Origin of the sequence: Neisseria gonorrhoeae (genome assembly GCF_013030075.1) — a bacterium.
GTDB lineage: Bacteria > Pseudomonadota > Gammaproteobacteria > Burkholderiales > Neisseriaceae > Neisseria > Neisseria gonorrhoeae.
In genome coordinates, this window is the sequence record NZ_AP023069.1 from 682,300 (window position 1) to 704,270 (window position 21,971).

General features: G+C 48.7%; 21 protein-coding genes. 6 read left to right on the top strand and 15 right to left on the bottom strand.

Going from position 1 to position 21,971, the window contains the following annotated elements:
* Positions 1 to 59: 59 nt before the first annotated feature.
* Both HT085_RS03535 and mltB read left to right on the top strand, forming a co-directional pair.
* Positions 60 to 1,487, top strand: a complete 1,428-nt coding sequence (locus tag HT085_RS03535; RefSeq protein WP_010357927.1) for an acyl-CoA dehydrogenase family protein — start codon at positions 60 to 62, stop codon at positions 1,485 to 1,487.
* A gap of 147 nt (positions 1,488 to 1,634) precedes the next feature.
* Positions 1,635 to 2,726 (top strand): lytic murein transglycosylase B, encoded by a 1,092-nt coding sequence (gene mltB, locus HT085_RS03540; RefSeq protein WP_003688898.1) that lies wholly within the window; start codon positions 1,635 to 1,637, stop codon positions 2,724 to 2,726.
* A gap of 122 nt (positions 2,727 to 2,848) precedes the next feature.
* Here the strand turns inward: mltB and HT085_RS03545 are convergent, their stop codons facing one another.
* Complete coding sequence (locus tag HT085_RS03545) at positions 2,849 to 4,855, bottom strand: site-specific recombinase (protein WP_003688896.1); 2,007 nt, start codon at positions 4,853 to 4,855, stop codon at positions 2,849 to 2,851.
* Between the two features lie 222 nt (positions 4,856 to 5,077).
* On the opposite strand from HT085_RS03545, the gene HT085_RS03550 reads away from it, so the two are divergent.
* Positions 5,078 to 5,731, top strand: coding sequence for an IS1595 family transposase (locus HT085_RS03550; RefSeq protein ID WP_048596739.1), 654 nt, complete (start codon positions 5,078 to 5,080; stop codon positions 5,729 to 5,731).
* 218 nt (positions 5,732 to 5,949) lie between these two features.
* Here the strand turns inward: HT085_RS03550 and gyrA are convergent, their stop codons facing one another.
* Together gyrA and hscB are read right to left on the bottom strand one after the other, a co-directional pair.
* A complete protein-coding gene (gene gyrA / locus HT085_RS03555; RefSeq protein ID WP_003691306.1) occupies positions 5,950 to 8,700 on the bottom strand; it encodes a DNA gyrase subunit A in 2,751 nt (916 codons plus the stop codon).
* Between the two features lie 97 nt (positions 8,701 to 8,797).
* Complete coding sequence (gene hscB, locus HT085_RS03560; RefSeq protein ID WP_003688894.1) at positions 8,798 to 9,298, bottom strand: Fe-S protein assembly co-chaperone HscB; 501 nt, start codon at positions 9,296 to 9,298, stop codon at positions 8,798 to 8,800.
* 81 nt (positions 9,299 to 9,379) lie between these two features.
* On the opposite strand from hscB, the gene HT085_RS03565 reads away from it, so the two are divergent.
* Positions 9,380 to 9,601, top strand: coding sequence for an alternative ribosome-rescue factor A (locus tag HT085_RS03565; RefSeq protein ID WP_003688893.1), 222 nt, complete (start codon positions 9,380 to 9,382; stop codon positions 9,599 to 9,601).
* On the opposite strand, the gene iscA is transcribed toward HT085_RS03565, so the two are convergent.
* From iscA to iscR, 6 genes are all read right to left on the bottom strand, one after another.
* Positions 9,561 to 9,881 carry an iron-sulfur cluster assembly protein IscA gene (iscA, locus tag HT085_RS03570; protein ID WP_010951096.1) on the bottom strand — a complete coding sequence of 107 codons (321 nt, stop codon included), beginning with the start codon at positions 9,879 to 9,881 and terminating at the stop codon, positions 9,561 to 9,563. The two genes, HT085_RS03565 and iscA, sit on opposite strands and share 41 nt — an antisense overlap.
* An 86-nt stretch (positions 9,882 to 9,967) precedes the next feature.
* A complete protein-coding gene (gene iscU / locus HT085_RS03575) occupies positions 9,968 to 10,354 on the bottom strand; it encodes a Fe-S cluster assembly scaffold IscU (RefSeq protein ID WP_002213175.1) in 387 nt (128 codons plus the stop codon).
* A 12-nt stretch (positions 10,355 to 10,366) separates the two neighbouring features.
* Positions 10,367 to 10,861: a Fic/DOC family protein gene (locus HT085_RS03580; RefSeq protein WP_003688888.1), complete on the bottom strand. Its 495-nt coding sequence runs from the start codon at positions 10,859 to 10,861 to the stop codon at positions 10,367 to 10,369.
* 305 nt (positions 10,862 to 11,166) lie between these two features.
* Positions 11,167 to 11,448, bottom strand: a complete 282-nt coding sequence (locus tag HT085_RS03585) for a hypothetical protein (RefSeq protein WP_003691303.1) — start codon at positions 11,446 to 11,448, stop codon at positions 11,167 to 11,169.
* Positions 11,433 to 12,647 (bottom strand): IscS subfamily cysteine desulfurase, encoded by a 1,215-nt coding sequence (locus HT085_RS03590; protein ID WP_003688882.1) that lies wholly within the window; start codon positions 12,645 to 12,647, stop codon positions 11,433 to 11,435. The genes HT085_RS03585 and HT085_RS03590 overlap by 16 nt, the downstream gene beginning before the upstream one ends.
* Before the next feature lie 28 nt (positions 12,648 to 12,675).
* On the bottom strand, positions 12,676 to 13,122 hold the full coding sequence (gene iscR, locus HT085_RS03595; protein WP_003688879.1) for a Fe-S cluster assembly transcriptional regulator IscR: 447 nt from the start codon (positions 13,120 to 13,122) through the stop codon (positions 12,676 to 12,678).
* On the opposite strand from iscR, the gene HT085_RS03600 reads away from it, so the two are divergent.
* Both HT085_RS03600 and HT085_RS03605 read left to right on the top strand, forming a co-directional pair.
* Complete coding sequence (locus HT085_RS03600; RefSeq protein WP_225577432.1) at positions 13,109 to 13,351, top strand: hypothetical protein; 243 nt, start codon at positions 13,109 to 13,111, stop codon at positions 13,349 to 13,351. The genes iscR and HT085_RS03600 overlap by 14 nt on opposite strands.
* 120 nt (positions 13,352 to 13,471) lie before the next feature.
* Positions 13,472 to 14,644 carry an alpha-hydroxy acid oxidase gene (locus HT085_RS03605; RefSeq protein WP_003688876.1) on the top strand — a complete coding sequence of 391 codons (1,173 nt, stop codon included), beginning with the start codon at positions 13,472 to 13,474 and terminating at the stop codon, positions 14,642 to 14,644.
* A 148-nt stretch (positions 14,645 to 14,792) separates the two neighbouring features.
* Here HT085_RS03605 and HT085_RS03610 read toward each other — a convergent pair whose 3' ends face one another.
* The 6 genes from HT085_RS03610 to rbfA all read right to left on the bottom strand — a co-directional run bounded on the left by HT085_RS03610 (position 14,793) and on the right by rbfA (position 21,848).
* On the bottom strand, positions 14,793 to 17,567 hold the full coding sequence (locus HT085_RS03610; RefSeq protein ID WP_003691297.1) for a DEAD/DEAH box helicase family protein: 2,775 nt from the start codon (positions 17,565 to 17,567) through the stop codon (positions 14,793 to 14,795).
* On the bottom strand, positions 17,557 to 19,341 hold the full coding sequence (locus tag HT085_RS03615; RefSeq protein WP_229690414.1) for a site-specific DNA-methyltransferase: 1,785 nt from the start codon (positions 19,339 to 19,341) through the stop codon (positions 17,557 to 17,559). The genes HT085_RS03610 and HT085_RS03615 overlap by 11 nt, the downstream gene beginning before the upstream one ends.
* Positions 19,223 to 19,747, bottom strand: a complete 525-nt coding sequence (locus HT085_RS03620) for a site-specific DNA-methyltransferase (RefSeq protein ID WP_014580224.1) — start codon at positions 19,745 to 19,747, stop codon at positions 19,223 to 19,225. Before HT085_RS03620 ends, HT085_RS03615 begins: the two co-directional genes overlap by 119 nt.
* A gap of 216 nt (positions 19,748 to 19,963) precedes the next feature.
* Positions 19,964 to 20,884: a tRNA pseudouridine(55) synthase TruB gene (gene truB / locus HT085_RS03625; RefSeq protein WP_003688873.1), complete on the bottom strand. Its 921-nt coding sequence runs from the start codon at positions 20,882 to 20,884 to the stop codon at positions 19,964 to 19,966.
* Positions 20,885 to 20,941: 57 nt separating this feature from the next.
* Entirely contained in the window at positions 20,942 to 21,466 is a 525-nt protein-coding gene (locus tag HT085_RS03630) for a hypothetical protein (RefSeq protein WP_003688872.1), read from the bottom strand.
* A gap of 10 nt (positions 21,467 to 21,476) precedes the next feature.
* Positions 21,477 to 21,848 carry a 30S ribosome-binding factor RbfA gene (gene rbfA / locus HT085_RS03635; RefSeq protein ID WP_003688871.1) on the bottom strand — a complete coding sequence of 124 codons (372 nt, stop codon included), beginning with the start codon at positions 21,846 to 21,848 and terminating at the stop codon, positions 21,477 to 21,479.
* Positions 21,849 to 21,971 lie beyond the last annotated feature (123 nt).

A 21,971-nucleotide genomic window follows, 5' to 3' on the forward strand; every position in this document is an offset into this window, starting at 1 on the left:
TAAACTGTGGCAGGCGGTTTGACCGGCCGCCGATTAATGGGAACCGACAGAGGAAGCCGATGATACACACCGAACCGAGCGCGCAGCCGTCAACCATGGACACGGCTGCTTTTTTAAAGCACATCGAATCCGCATTCCGCCGCATTTTTTCAGACGGCATCGACCTGATGCGATACCTGCCCGAAGACAAATGGCTTGCCTTGAAGCAGGCGGGTTTGCTGTTGCCCTTCCTCGACAAAAAACACGGCGGGCGCAAGGGCAGTCAGTTTGAAATCCAAGAAGTCCTAAGGATTGCGGGGCATTACGGCGTGCCCGTTACGCTGCGTACCGGCATCGAAGGCGCGCTGGTGTTGCAGCCTCTGCAAGAGTTCGGCGGCGAAGCGCAAGTCGCACAAGGTTTGGACATGATTTTCAAAGGCGAAGGCGGCGGTTTGGGCGTTACCGAACCCGAAACCTCCGGCGCGGCGATTGCACGCGAAATGCAGTCCTGCTACGAATATACCGACGAACAAACCATTTACGTCAACGCCGCGAAATACTGGCAGGGCAATTCGCAAAGCGACTTCCTCCTCGTTGCCGCCAAAGAGCGCAAAAACGGCAAACTCGCCAAAGTCATCGACCTGCTGCTCGTCCCCAAAACATACATCCGCTGCGAAACCCTCGCATCCGAAGGCCTGCGCGCCGTCCGTTACGCCGTCAACCGCATCGATGCCGAAATGCCTGCAACCGCCGTGATGAAACTCTCCCGGGGCGACGCTGCCGGTTTGCGCGCGTTCCAAAACATCTTTATCCGCAGCCGCCTGCAACTGATCGGCATGACGCACGGCATTATGGAATACATCCTTGACAACCTGAACCGATATGTCCGCAACGATATCAGATTCGTCGATTACGAACGCCGCGAAATCCAACGCCGCCATCAGGTTTCCGAAATCCTTTACCGCTACGTCTGCCATTCCGTTTCGCCCGTCGCGCCCGTCGCCCATCAATTGATGGAGGCGAACATCGTCAAAACCCTCGCCACGGAATACACTTACGCCGCCGCGCAAATGTTGCAAAAACTCTTGGGCGCGAAGGGTTTTGAACGCGGACACCCAGCCGGCAATATCGCCATCGATATCCGCCCCTTCACGATTTTTGAAGGCCCGAACGATATGCTTTATGCCGAAATTTACGACCAGTTCGTCCGCGCCACCGCCGAAGAAAAAGAAGCAGGCATTAAGTTGGACAAAAACCAAACCCTGCTCGACCGCCTGCAAACCGATGTCCGCTTTGCCGCCGTTGCCCGCGACTACGCTTTGCCCGAAGACATCCGCAGCTTCCTGCAGGAACACACCCTGACCGACGCCTGCGCCCTGCAAAAAGTCTTCATCGGCAAAATCATCGCCCGACTCTTTGTCTTCGTACAGGAGGAACACGAAGACACCACAGCCTTCCTGCTGAACGACATCCGCAAAGATATATTGGACTGCCGATATTGCGGATAGCGGGCAAATACGGCGGCAGGCAGATTTCGGGCGGCGCAAAAGGCAACGCGCGGCATTCTGCAAAACCGCCGATTGCGGCGGATACCGCATTTCGCGCCTCACCCTTGTGCCGCTTTCCCACTTACCCTATTTGTTCGGAATGTGTTTATGGAAAAGAGAAAAATACTGCCGCTGGCAATTTGTTTGGCGGCTTTGTCTGCCTGTACGGCGATGGAGGCCCGCACACCCCGGGCAAATGAAGCCCAAGCCCCCCGCGCGGATGAAATGAAAAAAGAAAGCCGCCCCGCGTTTGACGCGGCAGCCGTACCGGTATCCGACAGCGGGTTTGCCGCCAATGCAAATGTCCGCCGTTTTGTGGACGATGAAGTCGGGAAAGGGGATTTTTCCCAGGCGGAATGGCAGGATTTTTTTGACAAAGCGGCTTACAAGGCGGACATCGTCAAGATTATGCACCGACCCTCCACATCGCGTCCGTGGTATGTGTTCCGCACGGGAAATTCGGGCAGGGCGAAATTTCACGGCGCGCGCAGGTTTTATGCGGAAAACCGCGCGGTTATCGATGATGTGGCGCAAAAATACGGCGTGCCTGCCGAGCTTATCGTGGCGATTATCGGGATTGAAACGAATTACGGCAAAAATACGGGCAGCTTCCGTGTGGCGGACGCATTGGCGACCTTAGGCTTTGATTACCCCCGCCGCGCCGGGTTTTTCCAAAAAGAATTGGTCGAGCTTTTAAAGCTGGCAAAAGAAGAAGGCGGCGATGTTTTCGCCTTTAAGGGCAGCTATGCGGGCGCAATGGGTATGCCGCAATTTATGCCTTCGAGCTACCGGAAATGGGCGGTGGATTATGACGGGGACGGACATCGGGATATATGGGGCAACGTCGGTGATGTCGCGGCATCGGTTGCCAATTATATGAAGCAGCACGGTTGGCGCACGGGCGGTAAAATGTTGGTGTCGGCGACGTTGGCGCCGGGTGCGGATGTTCAGGCAATCATTGGCGAAAAAACCGCCCTGACGCGGACGGTGGCGGATTTGAAGGCGTACGGCATCATCCCCGGGGAAACGCTCGCAGATGATGAAAAGGCGGTTTTGTTCAAACTGGAAACCGCACCCGGCGTGTTTGAATATTATTTGGGCTTGAACAATTTTTATACGGTATGGCAGTACAACCACAGCCGGATGTATGTAACGGCGGTCAGGGACATTGCCAATTCGCTCGGCGGCCCGGGATTGTAATGTTTTTTAAAATGCTGTCTGAACCACGTTTCGGTTCAGACGGCATTTTTGCATCCTTTTATGGGGATTTCCCGCATCAGGGCGGTATTCGGGGCGAATCCCGTTTCAGACGGCATTGCCGGTCAAGGCTTGTCCGAAGGAGGATGTCCCTGTCCTTTGGCGGGCGGGAGGAAAAGTATGCAAGGATTGCTTTTAATCTGATTCCAAAAACTTTTGATCAGGTTGCGGATGCTGCCGATTTTTGTGCCGCGCGAGCGCAGGGCGACGAAGAGGGCGAGGCTGAAGCTGACGCAGAGGTTGACCAAGCCGATGGCGAGGACGCTGAAAATGCCGAGTACGAATGTACCAAAGCCGACGTTGCCGCTGACGGCGGCATAGCCGAGGTTGGCGGAGGAAAAGGCGACGTGGCGGATGTCCAGCGGCAGCCCGAGGAGGTGTCCGAAATAGCCGGTCATACCCAAGAGCATTCCGAAGATGAAGTTGCCGACCAGCGAGCCGTAGTGTTTGTGGATGTAGGCGGCGAGGACGCGGCGGGGCCCGGGGCGCATGATTTTACGCAGCAAGGGATTGAAGGGCAGGCGTTGGCGCAGGTTGAGGTAGTCGGCGCGGTTGTCGAAAAAACCTGCGATGATGCCGGAGCAGAACAGCCACAAGCCTGCAATAGCGGCATACCATAGGGTAGGATGATTGATGATGTCTATGGATTTGAACTGGTAGGCGGCGGTGTGGGCATCGAGTATGGGCAGCCGGTACAGATGGGCATAGCCGAACGATATGGCGCACGCCAAAAGGATGGCGATGGAAACGTTGCCGAAGACGGCGACGCTTTGGGAGCGGCATACGTCGATGAGGAGCTTGGAGAGTTTGTTGTCCACCGCTTTGCCGCCTTCGTTGAGATCGACCTGTTCGGCAAAGCTGGCGGCAGTCATCGCGGGCTGCTTGGTGGCGACGGTGCAGTGCAGCATATGGATGATCATAAAGCCGATGCCGTAGTTGAACCCAGCCGACAAGGAAGCGAGGAAGGGACTGAGGTCGAGTGTGCCGATGCGGATTTTGAGCAGCGCCATCAGGGCGATGATGCCGCCGCCGCCTGCTGCCGAGTAGAACATTTTGAAATATTCTTTGCGGTTGCGGGTGATGTAGTGTTCGCCGTGGTGGCTTTTGTTTTCGGTAATGCTGCGGGCGAGCATACGGATGCTGCTGCGGCGCAGGTGGCGGGTGCTGTATTGTTCGACCGCCGCGTAGATGAGGGAGTTCATCAGGGCGATGGTCAGGCGGTTGCTGTTGCCGGCACCGGTTTGTATGTCTGTGAGCAGCTTCAGACGGCCTACGGTCTGCCGGAGTCGTTCGAGCAGGTGGGCGACTTTGACCGACGAACCGGAGCCGGCGCCCGTCCCTTTGCGACGCAAATAGTCAATCTGGCTGAAACATTGGTCGAACATCACTTCGAGGTGGGCGGTGTCGTAAGGCGCGGTGCCGTTGCGGTAGTGTTCGACCAGTTTGGCGGTTTCGCGTTGGAGGGCGACGAAGGAAGAATCGGCTTCCAGCAGGCGCGGGGCGATACGGATGAGATCGGGTTCGATGGCTTCGGATGCCGTCCAGACAGACAGCATTTCGATGGCGCGCAAACGCGCATCGGCAAGGCGGATGCCCGCCGTCTGCAATTTGGACGGCTCGGCGTGGCTACGGATGAGTTCGTATAAAACCAGCCATTGGCGGATATTGAGCGTTTGCAGCCATTTGTCGTCGTTTTCGGAATGGAAAAGATAAAGGAAGACTTCGCCCAAGTTGGCAAAATCTTTATATGACGGGTTGAAGCGTTCGTATATGCGTATGCCCATTTCCCGGGCAAAGCTGTGGCGCGAGAAAATGCCGAGTTTGATGAGTGCCGGATAAATGTGTATTTGCGCGAGCCAGATGTAAAAACACCGGCTGAAGCGGGACAGTAATTCCCTGTCTTGTTTGAATGTGTCGATAATCAGGTCGAAACGCTCCCCCGCACATTTTTTGCCGCCACGGCGCAAAAATTTAATCAATGCGTTGAGGACGTTGACAAAATCGGTATGTCCCAAGCTTTCCGAAAGCAGGGGACGCAGGTTTTGAGGGGTAATTTTCTTCATATCTGCCATTGTACCGCATCGGCAATCCGGCGTTAAACGCCCCGATGGCGGGGAGGGCGCATCTGCGGCGGGCGGCGCATTTTCCGCCGGTTTGAAATCAAACTATATTAATGATATAATAAATATCGATAAATCAATCTGATAGAATAATCCGTATTGATTTTTAATTTTTTCGATTATAACAATTTCGGCGGGTCTGTACTAGATTAGCAGATATGTTACCCTCGAAATATGAAGATAACACACTGCAAATTAAAGAAAGAAGTACAAAAAGAACCGCTCCGTTCTTTTGTACCGGAAGTTACCGCCCGTTCTGCCGCCGATATTTTGGGTATCCATCCCGATTCGGCGGCACTGTTTTACCGTAAAATCCGCACGGTTACCAACCATCGTTTGGCCTTGGCTGCCGATGAGGTTTTCGAGGGCCCCGCCGGGCCGGGCGGAAGCTGTTTCGGCGTACGGCGTAAAGGCAGACGCGGTCGCGGCGCGGCAGGAAAAGCGGTTGTCTTCGGCATTCCGAAACGCAACGGGCGGGCCTATACCGTTGCCGCGGACGATGCCGAGCCTGAAACGTTGCTCCCTGCCGTCAAAAAGAAAATCATGCCGGACGGTATTGTTTATGCCGATAGCCCGGGCAGCCGCGGCAAGTCGGACGCGGGCGGTTTTACCCGTTGCCGCATCAACCGTTCCAAGGAATTTGCAGACCGTCGGAACCACATTAACGGCATTGGGAACTTTTGGAATCAGGCAAAACGCGCCTTGCGGAAATACAACGGAATCGATCGTAAACCTTTCCCGCCGTTGTTGAGGGAATGCGAATTTCGATTTAACTTCGGCACACCGTCCCGGCAGCTAAAAATCCTGCGGGATCGGTGTGGAATTTAGGGATAATCTAGTACAGTCCCTTGTTTTTAATTGACTATAGTACGGCAAGGCGAGGCAACGCTGTACTAGTTTAAATTTAATCCACTATATTTGTACTGTCTGCGGCTTCGTCGCCTTATCCTGATTTTTGTTAATCCGCTATATTGTGAGAAGCTGGATGACGGATGAGGGAAAAATAAATGCCGTCTGAATCTTCAGACGGCATCGGGAGATGATTTTCAGTTCTCGGCTTCCGGTTCGGTTACATTGGAAATTACAGAAGCGCCGGAGAGTTCGGATTCGTCTTCGGCAACACGTTCCAGCGATACCAAGGTTTCGCCTTCGTCCAAGTTAATCAGTTTCACGCCTGCTGCGGCGCGGCCGGTTTCGCGGATTTGTTCGACTTTGGTACGGATAAGCACGCCGCCGCTGGTAATCAGCATCAAATCGTCGGTTTCGCCGACCAAGGTTGCGGCGACCAAATCGCCGTTGCGCTCGCCGGTGTTAATGGCAATACTGCCTTGCCCGCCTTTGTTTTTGCGGCTGTAATCGGCAATCGGGGTGCGTTTTCCGTATCCGTTGGCGGTGGCGGTTAAAACTTGCAAACCGCTTTCTTCGGTTTCAGGGGCGAAGGTAATCAGGCTGACGATTTTGCCGTCGGCAGGCAGGCGCATACCGCGCAAACCGCCGCTGCCGCGACCGGACGGACGCACGCCGTTTTTGCCGCTTGGCAGGGTGTTTTCGTTGTCGGCGGTTTCGTCTTCGAGGTCGTCTGAAATCTCGGTTTCGATGTCGGCATCTTCCGCTTCGTCGTTGCCGGATTTTTCCCAGTATTCGTTGAAGCGGATGGCTTTGCCCAAGTTGGAGAACAACATAATGTCGTCCGCACCGCCTGTTTGCGCAGCGCCGACGAGGTAGTCGCCTTCTTTGAGTGCGATGGCTTTAATGCCTTGGGCGCGGACGTTTTTAAAGGCGGAAAGTTGGACTTTTTTCACCATTCCCTGCGCGGTGGCGAAGAAGACGTATTGGTCTTCGGGAAACTCGCGTACTGCCAGAATCGCGCTGACTTTTTCGCCTTCTTCCAGCTGGATGACGTTGTTAATCGGACGGCCGCGGCTGTTGCGTCCGCCTTCGGGCAGTTTGTAAACCTTAATCCAGTGGCACTTGCCGAGGTTGGTAAAACACATCAAATAGTCATGCGTGTTGGCAACAAACAGGGTTTCGATAAAGTCTTCGTCTTTGGTGGCAGCCGCCTGTTTGCCGCGCCCGCCGCGACGCTGAGCCTGATAGTCGGTGGTCGGCTGGGTTTTTATATAGCCGCCGTGGGTCAGGGTCACGACCATTTCGCGTTGCGGAATCAGGTCTTCATCGGCAATGTCGCCGCCGAACGGGTTGATTTCGCTGCGGCGTTCGTCGCCATAGTTGGTTTTGATTTCTTCCAGTTCGTCACGGATGATTTGGGTAATGCGTTCGGGTTTGGAGAGGATATCCACAAAGTCGATGATTTTACCCATCAGGTTTTTGTAGCTTTCGATAATTTCTTTCTGATCGAGGCCGGTCAGGTTTCGCAGGCTCATGCGTAAAATAGCATCTGCCTGAATCTCGCTCAGGTAATAACCTTGTTTTTTCAGACCAATGTTTGCAGCCAATCCTTCCGGACGCATCATTTCCAAATCCAGACCGGAACGCGTCAGCATTTCTTCAACGAGGCTGCTGCGCCAAGGGCGCGCAAGCAGTTTTTCTTTGGCCTCGGCCGCGTTGGGCGATTCTTTGATGAGCTTGATGATTTCATCGATATTGGACAGTGCGACGGCTTTGCCTTCGGCGATATGCCCTTCATGGCGTGCCTTCTTCAGCCGGAAAAGCGTACGTCGGGTAACGACTTCGCGGCGGTGGCGCAGGAATTCGGAGAGAATCTGTTTCAGGTTTAACAGGCGCGGTTGTCCGTCGACCAAAACCACCATATTGATGCCGAAACTGTCTTGCAGCGGAGTCAGTTTGTAGAGTTGGTTTAAGACGACTTCGGCATTTTCGTTGCGTTTCAGCTCGATAACGACGCGCATACCGGATTTGTCGGATTCGTCGCGGAGCTCGGAAATGCCTTCCAGTGTTTTTTCCCGAACCAAATCGCCGATTTTCTCGACCAACTTGGCTTTGTTGACCTGATAGGGGATTTCGTCGATAACGATGGCTTCGCGTTCGCCGTTTTTGCCTATGGGTTCGATATGGGTCTTACCGCGCATAACAACGCGGCCGCGGCCTGTTTTATAGCCTTCGCGCACGCCGCCCAAGCCGTAGATGGTTGCCCCGGTCGGGAAGTCGGGGGCTTGGATAATGTCGATCAGTTCGTCGATTTCGGTTTTGGGTTCGTCCAAAAGACGCAGACAGGCGTTGATGGTGTCGGTGAGGTTGTGCGGCGGGATGTTGGTCGCCATACCGACGGCGATACCGGACGAGCCGTTGACGAGCAGTGTGGGGAAACGGGTCGGCAGTACAAGCGGCTCGTGTTCGCTACCGTCGTAGTTCGGGCCGAAATTAACGGTTTCTTCCTCAATGTCTGCCAGCATTTCATGTGAGATTTTCGCCATGCGGATTTCGGTATAGCGCATGGCTGCGGCGGCAAGCCCGTCCACCGATCCGAAGTTGCCCTGTCCGTCTATCAGCACATAACGCATAGCGAAATTTTGCGCCATACGGACGATGGTGTCGTAAACTGCGAAATCGCCGTGGGGGTGGTATTTACCGATGACGTCGCCGACGATGCGCGCCGATTTTTTGTAGGCGGCATTCCAGTTATTTTTCAGCTCGTGCATCGCGTACAGTACGCGCCGGTGCACCGGCTTTAGGCCGTCGCGAACGTCCGGCAGCGCGCGCCCGACAATGACGCTCATGGCGTAGTCGAGATAGCTTTTGCGCATTTCGTCTTCAAGGCTGACGGGCAGGGTTTCGAGGGCGAATTTGTGGTCGTGGCGGATGGTTGCGTCGGTCATGGTTTCAATGTTTCGTATGGCAAAAAATTGTTGCTTATTTTAGCATATTTCGACATGAAACGGTGCGGCGGTTATGCCGTCTGAAACACGGTGCGGATTATAATGCGGAGGAAATTTCGTGGCGGAGTTTGTCGAGAAACCTGCCTTGGCGGACTTGTTGTGCGGCGGTGTCGCAGTCTTGGCGCGCGAATGACTGTTTCAGACCGCAGAACAGTTTTTCTTGTTCGGCGCGGATTTCGTTATCGAGATTTTTCAAGGATTCAAGGTTGTTGCCTGCCCGTGCCTCCATCAGCGTTTCGCGCCATTCCATTTGCTGCATGAGGAAGTCGGGGGCGAAAGAGGTATGTTCCGGCGCGTCGGCATCGATACCCGATGTTTTCAGCAGGTACGCGGCGCGGTCGATGGGATTTTTCAAGGTGCGGTAGGCATCGTTGATGGTGGAAGACATCATAACCGCCTGTTTCTGCTCGAAAGCGGAAGCGGAAGCGAATTTGTCGGGATGGAAACGGGCGGCCAAGGCGCGGTAGGTTTGTTCCAAGTTTTCGGTGCCGATATCGAAAGCGGGTTCAATCCGGAAGAGGGTGAAATATTGGGACATAGTAGGATGATAAATGTAAGATTTTGGCAGAAAACTGTTTTTGCCTTATAATCTGCGGCTTCTTAAACGAAAGGACTGAATATGGGCGGCAAAGCGCAGCACAATAAAGGCAAAATACGCGACAATGCTTTAAAAGCCTTAGTAAAATCCGATTTGTTCCGGCACAAGGTGGAACGGAAAAGGAAAGGCAAAGGCAGCTACAACAGGCAGGAAGCGAAAAAACGGCGGGACGGTTTTGATACTGTCCCGCCGTTTTTATGCCTTAAACGTGGAAGCTCTCGCCGCAGCCGCAGGAGTCTTTGACATTGGGGTTTTCAAATTTGAAACCTTCCTGCAAATCTTCTTTGGTGTAATCGACTTGTGTGCCGTCCAGATAAACCAAGCTTTTCGGGTCGATATAAATGCGCGCGCCGTGTCCTTCGAAAATCAGGTCGTCGCCGTTGGCTTCATCGACAAATTCAAGGTTGTACGCCATCCCCGAGCAGCCGCTGGTTTTTACACCCAAGCGTACGCCCAAGCCTTTGCCGCGTTTGGCGAGATAGTCATTGATGTGTTTTGCGGCATTCTCGGTAAGGGTAATCATATTTCTTCCTTGTTGTACCGCCCCGGACGGATCCGAAGCGGCGGGCGGTTCGGACGGCATTGTGGGACGATGCCGTCTGAAGGGCTTTATCTGTTTTCCTGACGTTTGCGGTAGTCGGCAACGGCCGCTTTTACCGCATCTTCAGCCAAGATGGAGCAGTGGATTTTTACCGGCGGCAATTCCAGTTCTTCGGCGATTTCGCTGTTTTTGATTGCCAGCGCGTCATCCAGACTTTTGCCTTTGACCCACTCGGTAATCAGGCTGGACGAAGCGATGGCGGAACCGCAGCCGTAGGTTTTGAATTTCGCATCTTCGATGATGCCTTCATCGTTCACTTTGATTTGCAGGCGCATCACGTCGCCGCAGGCGGGCGCGCCGACCATGCCGGTGCCGACGGACTCGTCGTTTTTGTCGAAAGTGCCGACGTTGCGGGGATTTTCGTAGTGGTCGATTACTTTATCGCTGTATGCCATGATGTGGTTTCCTTAAAATATCGTGGTTTGTTGATGTTTTAGTCGTCTGAAAAAGACGATTGTTCTAAATTGTCTAATAATTAGGCGTGCCAATAAGCTGCTATCGGCATGGTATGCCTGAATACAGGCTTGAATCATTTGTTCGGCAGAGATATTTTGCCAATGTATCTGAAAACCGTTTTTTATTGCCAATTGTGTCATAAACAGGCGCAATGTTCTGCCGTTTCCTTCACGAAAAGGATGTAGGACGTTCAACTCGTCCAAATAATAGGCTGCACGCTCGGCGAATTTATCTTTATCCAACACCCGCAAATAGTTTTCGTTTTTCAGCTTCTCCAAAAGTTTACGGCTTTCGTTTTCGATAAAAGCAAAATTGGCAAATCGGGTATTACCTTTAGAAATATCAACCCTCCGGATTTTTCCTGCCCAATCATAAACATTGCCAAACAGTTCGCGATGAATGGTCTGTAAATGCGCCAAATCGAAATTGCCTGTAATGGGTTGCAAAAGCAGATTTTGGGCGGAAATAGCAGAAATGTCTCTTTCGACCTTTTTTAAATTTAAGTGGATCTTGAATGGCTAATTTATTTCTAAATACACCATCATTCATATAGATTACGTCTTCACCACCGTATTTACTCATTTTTTTAGAACCTTTGTTTAATTTTTCTTATTTCTTTCTCAATATTTGTTTTACCAATCTTTAGAAGTTGCATTGCATATTGAGTTTGTCGGCTAATTTCTAAATTCTCCATTTTCCATGAACCAGTGATATCATCAACATCTTTTGTCCAATGATCTTCAATAGTTAACTATTTCAAACTTCCTTTATCACGATCAATAATATCAAGATGATGTCCTCCTTGATAAACAAAAATGATTTTATTCTCAAATAAGGAAGAGAATTTTTTGAATATAGATCGATTGTATTCAATAACAGATAAAGCAAATTCAATATCTTTTTTTAATACGTCTAAATCTTGTTCATAATCTAAGTCAAATTGTTCAAAATATTTTCCATAAATAATTTTAACTTTCATGGTATTCTTTCTCAGACAGCCTTTGTTTGACATCAATCTTAATGCGCCGCCCATTCGATCGAGTTCAGATCAATACCGTCTTTGAACATTTCCCACAGCGGCGACAGTTCGCGCAGTTTGCCGATTTTGGATTTGATCAGTTCTGCCGCGAATTGCACTTCTTCTTCGGTGGTCATGCGGCCGAAGGTGATGCGCAGGGATGAGTGCGCCAGTTCGTCGTTGCGGCCAAGCGCGCGCAGGACGTAGCTGGGTTCGAGCGAGGCGGAGGTGCAGGCGGATCCGCTGGATACGGCGAGTTCTTTCACCGCCATAATCAGGCTTTCGCCTTCGACGAAGTTGAAGCTGACGTTCAGGTTGTTCGGGGCGCGGTGTTCGAGGTCGCCGTTGATATAGACTTCTTCGATGCCTTCGATGCCTTTGAGGAAGATGTCGCGCAGTTTCAGGTAGTGCGCTGTGTCTTGTGCCAATTCTTCTTTGGCGATGCGGAAGGCCTCGCCCATGCCGACGATTTGATGGGTCGGCAATGTGCCGGAACGGAAACCGCGCTCGTGACCGCCACCGTGCATTTGGGCTTCGAGGCGGACGCGCGGTTTGCGGCGGACGTACAGCGCGCCGATGCCTTTGGGGCCGTACACTTTGTGCGCGGACATCGAGAGCAAGTCGATTTTGGCGGCTTCGACATCGACAGGCACTTTGCCGCAGGCTTGGGCGGCATCGACGTGGAAGGCGATTTTGCGTTCGCGGCAGATTTCGCCGATGGCGGGAATGTTTTGCACCACGCCGATTTCGTTGTTCACCCACATTATGGAAATCAGGATGGTGTCGTCGCGGATGGCGGCTTTGAGTTCTTCCAAATCAATCAAACCGTTTTCCTGCACGCCGAGGTAGGTAACTTCAAAGCCTTGGCGTTCGAGTTCGCGCATCGTGTCGAGCACGGCTTTGTGTTCGGTTTTGACGGTGATGAGGTGTTTGCCTTTGGTTTTGTAGAAGTTTGCCGCACCTTTGATGGCGAGGTTGTCGGACTCGGTCGCGCCGCTGGTGAAGACGATTTCTTTGGGGTCGGCGTTAATCAGGGCGGCGATGTCGGCGCGGGCTTTTTCGACGGCTTCTTCTGCCGTCCAGCCGAATGCGTGGCTGTTGGAGGCGGGGTTGCCGAAGGTTTCAGTCAGATAGGGAATCATTTTTTCGGCAACGCGTTTGTCAACGGGTGTGGTGGCGGCGTAGTCGAGGTAAACGGGGGTTTTGACGGTCATGGTTTGCTCTTTCTTTTTCGGGTGTTATTTAATGGATGTGTGTAAATTGGACGACGCGGCTGCCGTCGCCGTTGTTTTTCTGTTCGATGATGCTTTGCAGGGTAACGCTGCCGAGATAGTCGTTGATGGTTTTGTTTAAATTCTCCCAAAGGTCGTGCGTCAGGCAGGGCGCGCCGTGGTGGCAGTTGGCTTTGCTGCCGCATTGGGTCGCGTCCAGACGGTCTTCGGCGGCGGAAATGATTTGGGCGATGTTGATTTGTGCGGGAGGGGCGGCGAGGATGTAGCCGCCGCCGGGCCCGCGCAGGCTTTCAACCAGTCCGGCGCGGCGGAGTTTGCCGAACAATTGCTCGAGATAGGAGAGGGATATATTTTGGCGTTCGCTGATGGCACTGAGTTTGACGGCGCCGGTTTGCGCGTTCATCGCCAAATCCAGCATAGCGGTAACGGCGAAACGCCCTTTGGTGGTCAGTCTCATGGTGGTGGTTGCCCGTGTCGGCTTTTTTATAGTGGGCGGAATTGTCCAATATCTGAGTGTTTCAGTCAAGTATGGGGGAGCTGTTGCCGATTGTTTGTTTAAATGGCGGTATAGTCTGATTTTGCTTTATTTGTTTGGTTTTTTGAATCAGTTAGTTATGTTTTTTGAGGAGCGGCGGTTGGGGCGTTTTGCCGGCAAGCGGTTTCAAAACGATTTGATTTATTTTTAATATTGATATAGATTATCTAAATCTTAGTGATTTATTTGGGTATTGCCCGAAATGCCGTTTGAAGGCTCAAGCAGTTTCAGACGGCATATTCCATCAGGCTGTTAAACAGGGAAAAACAAGATGAAACGTGATTTGAGCAAAATGACCTGCATCGAAGACTTGCGCCGCGTTGCCAAGCGCAAAATGCCGCGTATGTTTTACGATTACATCGATTCGGGTTCGTGGACGGAAACGACTTATAGGGAGAATACTTCGGATTTCAAAGATATCCGCTTCCGACAAAAGGTATTGGTCAATATGGAGGGACGCAGCCTCGAAACCAAAATGATCGGGGGGGATGTGAAAATGCCGGTGGCGATTGCGCCGACGGGTTTTACCGGCATGGCACACGCAGACGGCGAAATTTTGGCGGCGCGTGCGGCGGAGAAGTTCGGTATTCCGTTTACGTTGTCCACCATGTCCATCTGCTCGATTGAAGACGTTGCCGAGAACACCAGCGCGCCGTTTTGGTTTCAGCTTTATGTGATGCGCGACCGCGAATTTATGGAAAACCTGATTAAGCGTGCGAAAGATGCCAAATGTTCGGCATTGGTATTGACTGCCGATTTGCAGGTTTTGGGTCAACGCCACAAAGACATCAAAAACGGCCTGTCCGCGCCGCCGAAACCGACCATCGCCAATTTAATCAATCTGGCGACCAAGCCCGAATGGTGCATGAAAATGCTGAACACGGAACGCCGCACGTTCCGCAATATCGTCGGACACGCCAAAAACGTCGGCGATTTGTCTTCACTTTCTTCGTGGACGGCGGAACAGTTCGACCCGCGCTTAAGCTGGGACGACGTGGCGCGGATTAAAGATTTGTGGGGCGGCAAGCTGATTATCAAAGGCATTATGGAACCCGAAGACGCGGAAAAGGCGGCGAAAAGCGGTGCGGATGCATTGGTCGTTTCCAACCACGGCGGCCGCCAGCTCGACGATACTGTGTCCGCCATCAAGGCCTTGCCCGATATTGTTTCCGCAGTCGGCAGCGACATCGAAGTTTGGATGGACAGCGGTATCCGCAGCGGCCAGGATATTTTGAAGGCGTGGGCTTTGGGTGCGAAAGGCACGATGATAGGTCGGGCGTTCCTGTATGGTTTGGGTGCGTATGGCGAAGAAGGCGTAACGCGCGCGCTGGAGATTTTGTACAAGGAAATGGATGTGTCGATGGCGTTTACGGGACACCGCGATATTCAAGATGTCGATGCCTCGATTTTGAGGAGTAAGGATTGGGGCAGGGAAACGGTTTAGATACTGAAAAATACGATGCCGTCTGAATACATGGTTCGGACGGCATTAAAATTTGGTTGTATTTTAATAATGTGTTGATTAAATATCTGACAAAACGCCCTTTTGTAAAGGAAGTTTTGCCGAACGGGGCTGCCTGCAATGCACTACTCTATTTTTCAAGCGATGCCGCACCTAAAGGGAATAACTCTGTAAATTGTCCATTTTTCTGATGATCAGTAAAAAACGGCAAACCGATCAAACGATAATGCGGTGTATTTTTTTGCAGGATCTTATCCCTCCCATATTCCACTGTGATTGATTTTAAAAAAGCTTCTTTCCACGAATCATTTTCCACTAAATGCCCGCCTTTCGGTTCAATGAAAATTTGGTAATGCAAAAAGTCGTCCACGCTGTCGGAAGAAGATTTTTGTTTATCTTTCAGCAATAAAACAAAGTCCGGCATAAATCCTTCGCCATCGGCAAAGTTATTCAATTTAAACACTTCTTCATTGCGGATTAAATGAACGTCATATTGAGATTTCAAATCGCCCAAGCGCGCTGAAATAAATTGAATTAACGCTTCTTCCAAACCCGTTCCGGCAAAATTATCCATCACATACCAATCATTTTGCGTGGCAATAGCAGTTTTTATATCATCTTTTTTGACCCATTTTTGTTTTGGCGTGCCGAAAATTTCCCACAATTTTTTAGGTGTAAATTCTTTTGTACCGATAAACGGTATATCACTTTCATTCAGATGTTTTTCAACCATTTCCAAGATTTTCAGGCAGCCTGCAAGTTTATCATCCGGGCGAACCTGTTTATCTTGCTCTAATCCCAAAAATTCAATCTGCCAGTCTTTCAACAATTTATTTTGCAATTCATTGCGATTTTGAATGTCGAGTTTGCTTTGCAGGCGGTCAAAATGGAATAAAGATTGACTATTTTTCCCTTTGATATGTAATGCTTTATTGAAAATATGCCGCTCCATTTCACTCATTTTTATGGTTTGAGTAAAATTATTTTGTGTGCCGATTTGTCGGGCTGTTTCATCATTTTCATCGGCTGTAAATTGCGTTTCCTGCAACAGTTGATTACCGTGAACTTGGAATGAAAGCGTTTGCGGATTGGCTTGCAGGCTGTCTGCATTATTGCTTTTGGCGTTTGGGTTGGGGATTTTTTTATTCGCCCAAATTAACAACTCTCTAAAATCCTTATTATCTGCAAATTCAGATTTGAGCTTAAATGTTGCCAATACCTTATCATCGTCTTTTTCAGGCAAATAACCGTCTTTTCGTAACTCGTTTTTCAGTTCTGTAATATAGCGGGATTGCTCATCGTGCGTGTAATAAAACAATTCTTCCAAGATACGCAATTCATGTTGCATATCGTTGTCAAATTTGCGTTTATTCGGCTGTTTACCTTCAAACGCAAATGGAAAATAACGCACGCCGCGACCAATCAACTGCTTTTCCGATACGGTGGCGGCAGCCGTTTTGCCTGATTTTTTATTCGAACCGCCACCGTTTTGCCCTTCATACAAACGCACAATATCAAACAAATTTAAAACGTCCCAACCTTCGGTTAATCTATCCACCGTAAAAATGGCACGGATCGGATTATCAGCCGCTTCCAAATTGTTTAGCAATTTTTCGGTTTCGCTGTCGGTTTTTTCAGTTTTGGTTTTGTTGGTTTCGGAGTTGGTAATAATGACATTATGTTTTTGATAATTTTGTTTCACCCAATTTGCCAAATGCACAAACTCAAATTTATTTTCCTGCATAAATTTCAGGGCTTGTTCGGTACGGGTTTTGCCTTGTTCGTTGGCGTTATTGCTATCGTTTAAGCTTGTTGAAAATGTAGTTAAAAACGAAAAATCATCCGCTTGCACATTTTCTACCCAATTTAAAAATGCCAAATAATCCGCTTTTGATTCATCAATCGTCTTACTTCTAAACAACATCACAGGCTTGAAATTGGCAATGCCGTATTTCAACGCGATTTGATGGCGGTACCAGGCAAACAATAAAGCGTGCAACACCCGCTCTTTCTTATTCAGCGTACCGGATACCAAATTGATTTCTTTGGTATAACCTTTTTGCAAAAATTCTTTTAAACCAAATTTTGTGATGATTTTATCAGCATATTTTTGTTGCACTTCAGTATTTTCAGGCAGCGTGGCGGTAAATTCCAACAGCACATTTTGGTCGGGATTGCCATTTTTATTGAGTAACAACTCCAAAACCATATGCTCCCAACCCTTGCGTTCAATTTCGGCATCGCTGGTACGGTCGTTCATTTCCTTTTCTAAATCTAATTCGCCTTGTTTTTTGCCTTTGGTTTGCGCGTTTAAATGGTGTGCTTCATCGCCCAGCATCACAAGATTTAATTCGTGCAAATCCGCCAATGTGGTTTGATTTTCCCGCTCGGTGTGAATATCGTTATATAGTTTTTGAATGCTGGTAAATTTAATTTCAATGCCGTCTGAATATTGGCTAAATGTCTCCACTTTGCGAATGGGAATTACCGTATCACCTTGCAAAATTTTCTCGGTAAATAAAAATTTTGGATGCGTCGGGTCGATAAAATTATTTTCCGTTTTATATACTATATTGTTTTTATTGACGAAAAATAAAAAATGCCGATACCCTTTCTCAAAATAATACAGAATCAATGCCGCTATCATCATCGTTTTGCCTGCACCTGTTGCCATATTGAACAGCAAATGGGTAGGGCGGTTTTTGATGTCGGGGAAATCCTTTAATTTTGAAGTGCGGTCAAAAATCACAAAATTTTCTAAAGCCGATTTTTGCCATTCAAAAAACGGATATTTTAAATTATTGGAAACAAATTCAGGCAGCGCGAAAAAATCCGTCTGTTCCATTTCTTCCAGCATTGATTTGCGGTCTTCCACCCAATCAAACAACGTTTTATTATTCGCCATCTTTTTTCTCCGCTTGATGTTTTACTGATTGATAGAACGCACGGCTTAACGCTTTATCATCATCATTCAGGCAGCCTGCAAATTGTTCATCGTCCATTTCGGATAATGAAATATACATTTGATTTAAATCCAACATTTCAAGCATCATTTGTTTTTGTTCGTCTAATGCCAAGGATTGAAATTCAGGCTCTTCAATAATTTGGCTAAATTCATTTACGCTGACGTTGTATTTCAAGAAATGGCGTTCGCATAAACCTTCAAACAGTGTTTTGATGCCGTCTGAATTTTCGCACGCCAAAATTTGTTGTTTTGCGGTTTCGTTAAATGGGGAAAGTTCGGCATAAACAAACTCGCCGCCACCTTGCCAATTCACAGCTTTTGAGATACCGCCTTGCTCGCCGTCAATTACTTTTTTCATGCGTTCAACGGCAAGCGTTTCAATATAATCCATTTGTTCAATGCCGATGTATTGGCGGTTCATTTTATGGGCGACGGCGGCGGTTGTGCCACTGCCCAAGTGGTAGTCTAGAACGATGTCGTTTTCGTTGGTTGCTAGTTTAATGATGGTTTCAATTAAACTTTCTGGCTTTTTACCATTTTTTAACTCTACATTTCCTTCTGCTTCTAGTCCTGTGGTATTTATATTTGTCCATAAATCGCATAAACTAATACTCAAATAATCTTCTGCAAACAAAACCTGCACTCGTGGTGCTTTTGCATCTTTTGAGTAATCTGACTTGACGATATACAATAATTTATCTCGTTTAGAAATAACTGAAAAAAATTGTTGTTGGCAAATTTCTTTTTTTTCATCTGCTAATTTTTTTACGCTACTACTAGCTGCTGTTCTTACAATTCTATACGCATTATCTAGTTTCCATTTTATAACTTCATTATCTTTAATATTTAATTGGGCTAATTTTTGATTAACTGAAATAGGAGATATTTTCTTTAAAAGAATATCAATTTCTTTTAAAGTATTACCATTTATTTCTTTATTTTCTGTTTGGCTATTTACTATTAAATCAATAAATTTTTTATCTTCTTGTGTAAAATTTTCTAAAAAAATATTGTACTCATTGTCCCATTCTGATTTTTGCTCTCTAATAGGGTTTAATTTTATATTTTTATTCTTATAGATAAGAATATATTCCTTTATCTTTGGTAGTCTATGCGATGTATGTGCCATTTTGTTACCTGATGGCTCTGACATTTTTACAGCAATGCAGTTTATAAAATTTTCTCTTGTAAAAGTTTCATCTAATAAAACTTTTAAATAAGCCTGTTCCTTATCATCGCATTGAACAAAGATTAGCCCATCATCTTTTAATAACTCTTTCGCAATTTCCAAGCGATTTTTCATAAATGTTAGCCAAGTGGAATGTGAAAATTTATCGTTATATGCAAAGCTATCGGTTTCTGTATTATACGGTGGATCAATATAAATCAACTTTACTTTGCCTTTAAACTGCTTGGCAAGCGAATGCAGGGCAATCAGATTATTGCCTTTGATAATAAGATTTTCGGCTGGCGTACCGTCTGAACGGCGTTTGATTTCGCCAACGGGTTGTTTGCCGTCTGCGGTGTGGCGGGAGAATTTTGAGAATGCTTTTGCGTCAAAAAGCCGGTCAATTTCATCAAAAGCAAGCGTTTGATTAAAAAAGATTTCTTGTCTTTTTCTGGTTAATTTGGTGTATAATTGGCTGGCTGGCTGGCTGGCTGGCTGGCTGGCTGGCTGGCTGGCTGGCTGGCTGGCTGGCTGGCTGGCTATTATTGCGTTTAAAATAAATTTCTTCGCCTTCTTCGGTGCTTTGTCCGCCATTCAATACGCAATCTTTAAACGGAAAATCCAACACAATATCCGAATTGTCTTTCAAAAAGCGGTTGCCGTCCGTCAAACCAATGCGGTTGGCGTATTTTGTGTAGGAATTATTGATGCTGTGTTTGTCCAAGAAAAAACGAAAATCCTGCAATTTAAACACCAAAACACCATTCACTTCCACAAAGAAATGGCGTTTTAACTCATCATTATTCAATAACAAACCGATAATGGACGGGTCGGTTTTTTCCACCAAATCCAACAGGATGTTTTTGGCCAAAATGGTTTTTTCTTCGTTCGCCCATATTTTTTCGTGTGGTAGCAGGGCTTGGGCTAATTCGGTTTGAATGCCTGTCTTCATCGTTATAAATCCTCATCAGTCATTTTAATGTGCCATTCTTGTGTAACGGCAAATGGCTTTACAAATAAATTATAATAAAATCAATTCTTTGCTGTCTTTGCTGTTTCCGGGGGCGTTCGCAACGTTGCGATAAGCGGGGCGGGTGTCCGAGTGTGTCGTGATTTTGCGGAAATATCAACATATTATTCAAACACAGCCCGTATTTTTAACCGCCGCTCAGGCGGCGGATGCCGCCGTGTTCATCAGGCGCAAGGCTTTCAGACGGCATATTTCTTTTTGATATTCCGCCAAACCGACAAAGCGGCCGTTTTCCGTGTAAACGCGTACCGGCGTATCGGAAGGCAGGTCTTCCTCGAAACGCGGCCGTTGCCCGCATTGGAGCATATGGACGGCATAATCGTTTAAAACGGTTTGGGGAAAGTGTGAAACCAATACGTCGCAGGGCAGCAGCAGACCGTCGCGTTCTGTTTCGTTTAAATTTGCCAAAGCTTCGAGCGTGTGGCTTTGGGCGATGGTAAAGCCGGCGGTTTCGGTGCGGCGTAGGGCGGTCAGGTGGGCGAATGTGCCGATGTGTTTGGCGATGCCTTCGCTGAGGGTGCGGATGTAGGTGCCTTTGCTGCAACGCACGCTTATCACGGCTTTGGGCGCGTCAAACTCGGCAATATCGATAGAGTAAACGGTAATGTCGCGCGGTTTGCGTTCGATAACAATGCCTTTGCGCGCGTATTCGTACAACGGTTTGCCTTCGTGCTTGAGGGCGGAAAACATCGGCGGCACTTGGCGGATGTTGCCTGTCAGTGCTTGGCAGGCCGTCTGAAATTCGGCTAAGGAAATATCGGCGCGGGCGGCGGCAATGATTTCTCCTTCGGCATCGCCCGTGCTGCTGGCTTCGCCGAGTTTCAGCGTGGCGGTGTAGGCTTTGTCGGCATCCAGCAGGTATTGGGCGAACTTGGCCGCTTCGCCGAAGCAGACGGGCAAAAGTCCGGTTGCCAAAGGATCGAGCACGCCGGTATGTCCGGCTTTTTCGGCATGGAACAAACGCCGCGCTTTTTGCAGGGCGGTGTTGCTGGAAAGGCCTTCGGGTTTGTCGAGAAGAAGAACGCCGTTGACCGGGCGTTTGGCGGGTTTATTGGTCATATTAATTAGGGAATATTAATGTTCAGACCGTCTGAAAGGGTTCGGACGGCCTGCGTGTCAGCTTAATTCTTCATTCAATAATTCACGAACAGAGTGTTTTTCATCAATTAGATCAATGCTGATTGCATCAAAGCCATTTCGTTTTAATGAGTCAAAACTAATGATGCGGCCATCAATTAAGGGGACTTGTCCTTCAGAATTGACGAAATCTTCATATTCATCTTCGTAGTCTATATTGTAATAAAGATGAATCGGAACTCGGTAAGTATATTCATCCAAATCAGTTAACGTTCTGTTTTGCTTTTGATTTTGGCTATATTTGTCGCAAAACATAGCGTTATAGCCATGTTCCGCCCCATCAAACAATACGATTTCATCGCCGCTTACAGCTTCTACCGCCACAATTTTTACCGGCGCCTTATCAGTATCGGTAATCAATCCATCAAAAGGCTCTCCATAGTAACGGATGTGGAAAGTATCTCTACCTTGGCAGGATAATGAAAAGCAACGATGCCCGCCTTCAATTTGCAGGTTATCACTATGTGCATAGGCGGCTAAATGTTCGGGAATCAGATTGTTCATTCTGGCAGTATCAGTCTTCAACCGGTTTTTCCGCCGCCACTTGATCGATAAGGGCGGACAGGCTCATACCGCGTTCCAAAGATTCGTCGTATTTGAAATGCAGTTCGGGGATTTTGAACAGCTTGATGCGTTTGGACAATTCGCTGCGGAGGTGTCCGCGCGCGTGTTCCAGCACTTCTTCCGTAATTTCGCGCGTATCTTGGTTCAAAACGGTGTAGAACACGGTGGCGTGGCTGTAATCGCGGGTAATTTCGACTTCGTTGATAGTGATGAAGCCGGCGCGCGGGTCTTTCAGTCCGGTACGGACGAGTTCGGCAAGCTCGCGCATAATTTGTTCTTTGACACGGTCTTGGCGGGCGTAGCCGCGTTGGGGTTTTCTCATGAATATCCTCAGATTTGGTGTCAGACGGCATTTCTGCCGCCGGGGCGGTTGCGAAAGGGCGTATTATAGCCGAATCGGCGGGATTTTAAGGTAATACGTTGATAAGCACGGATATAGTTATTA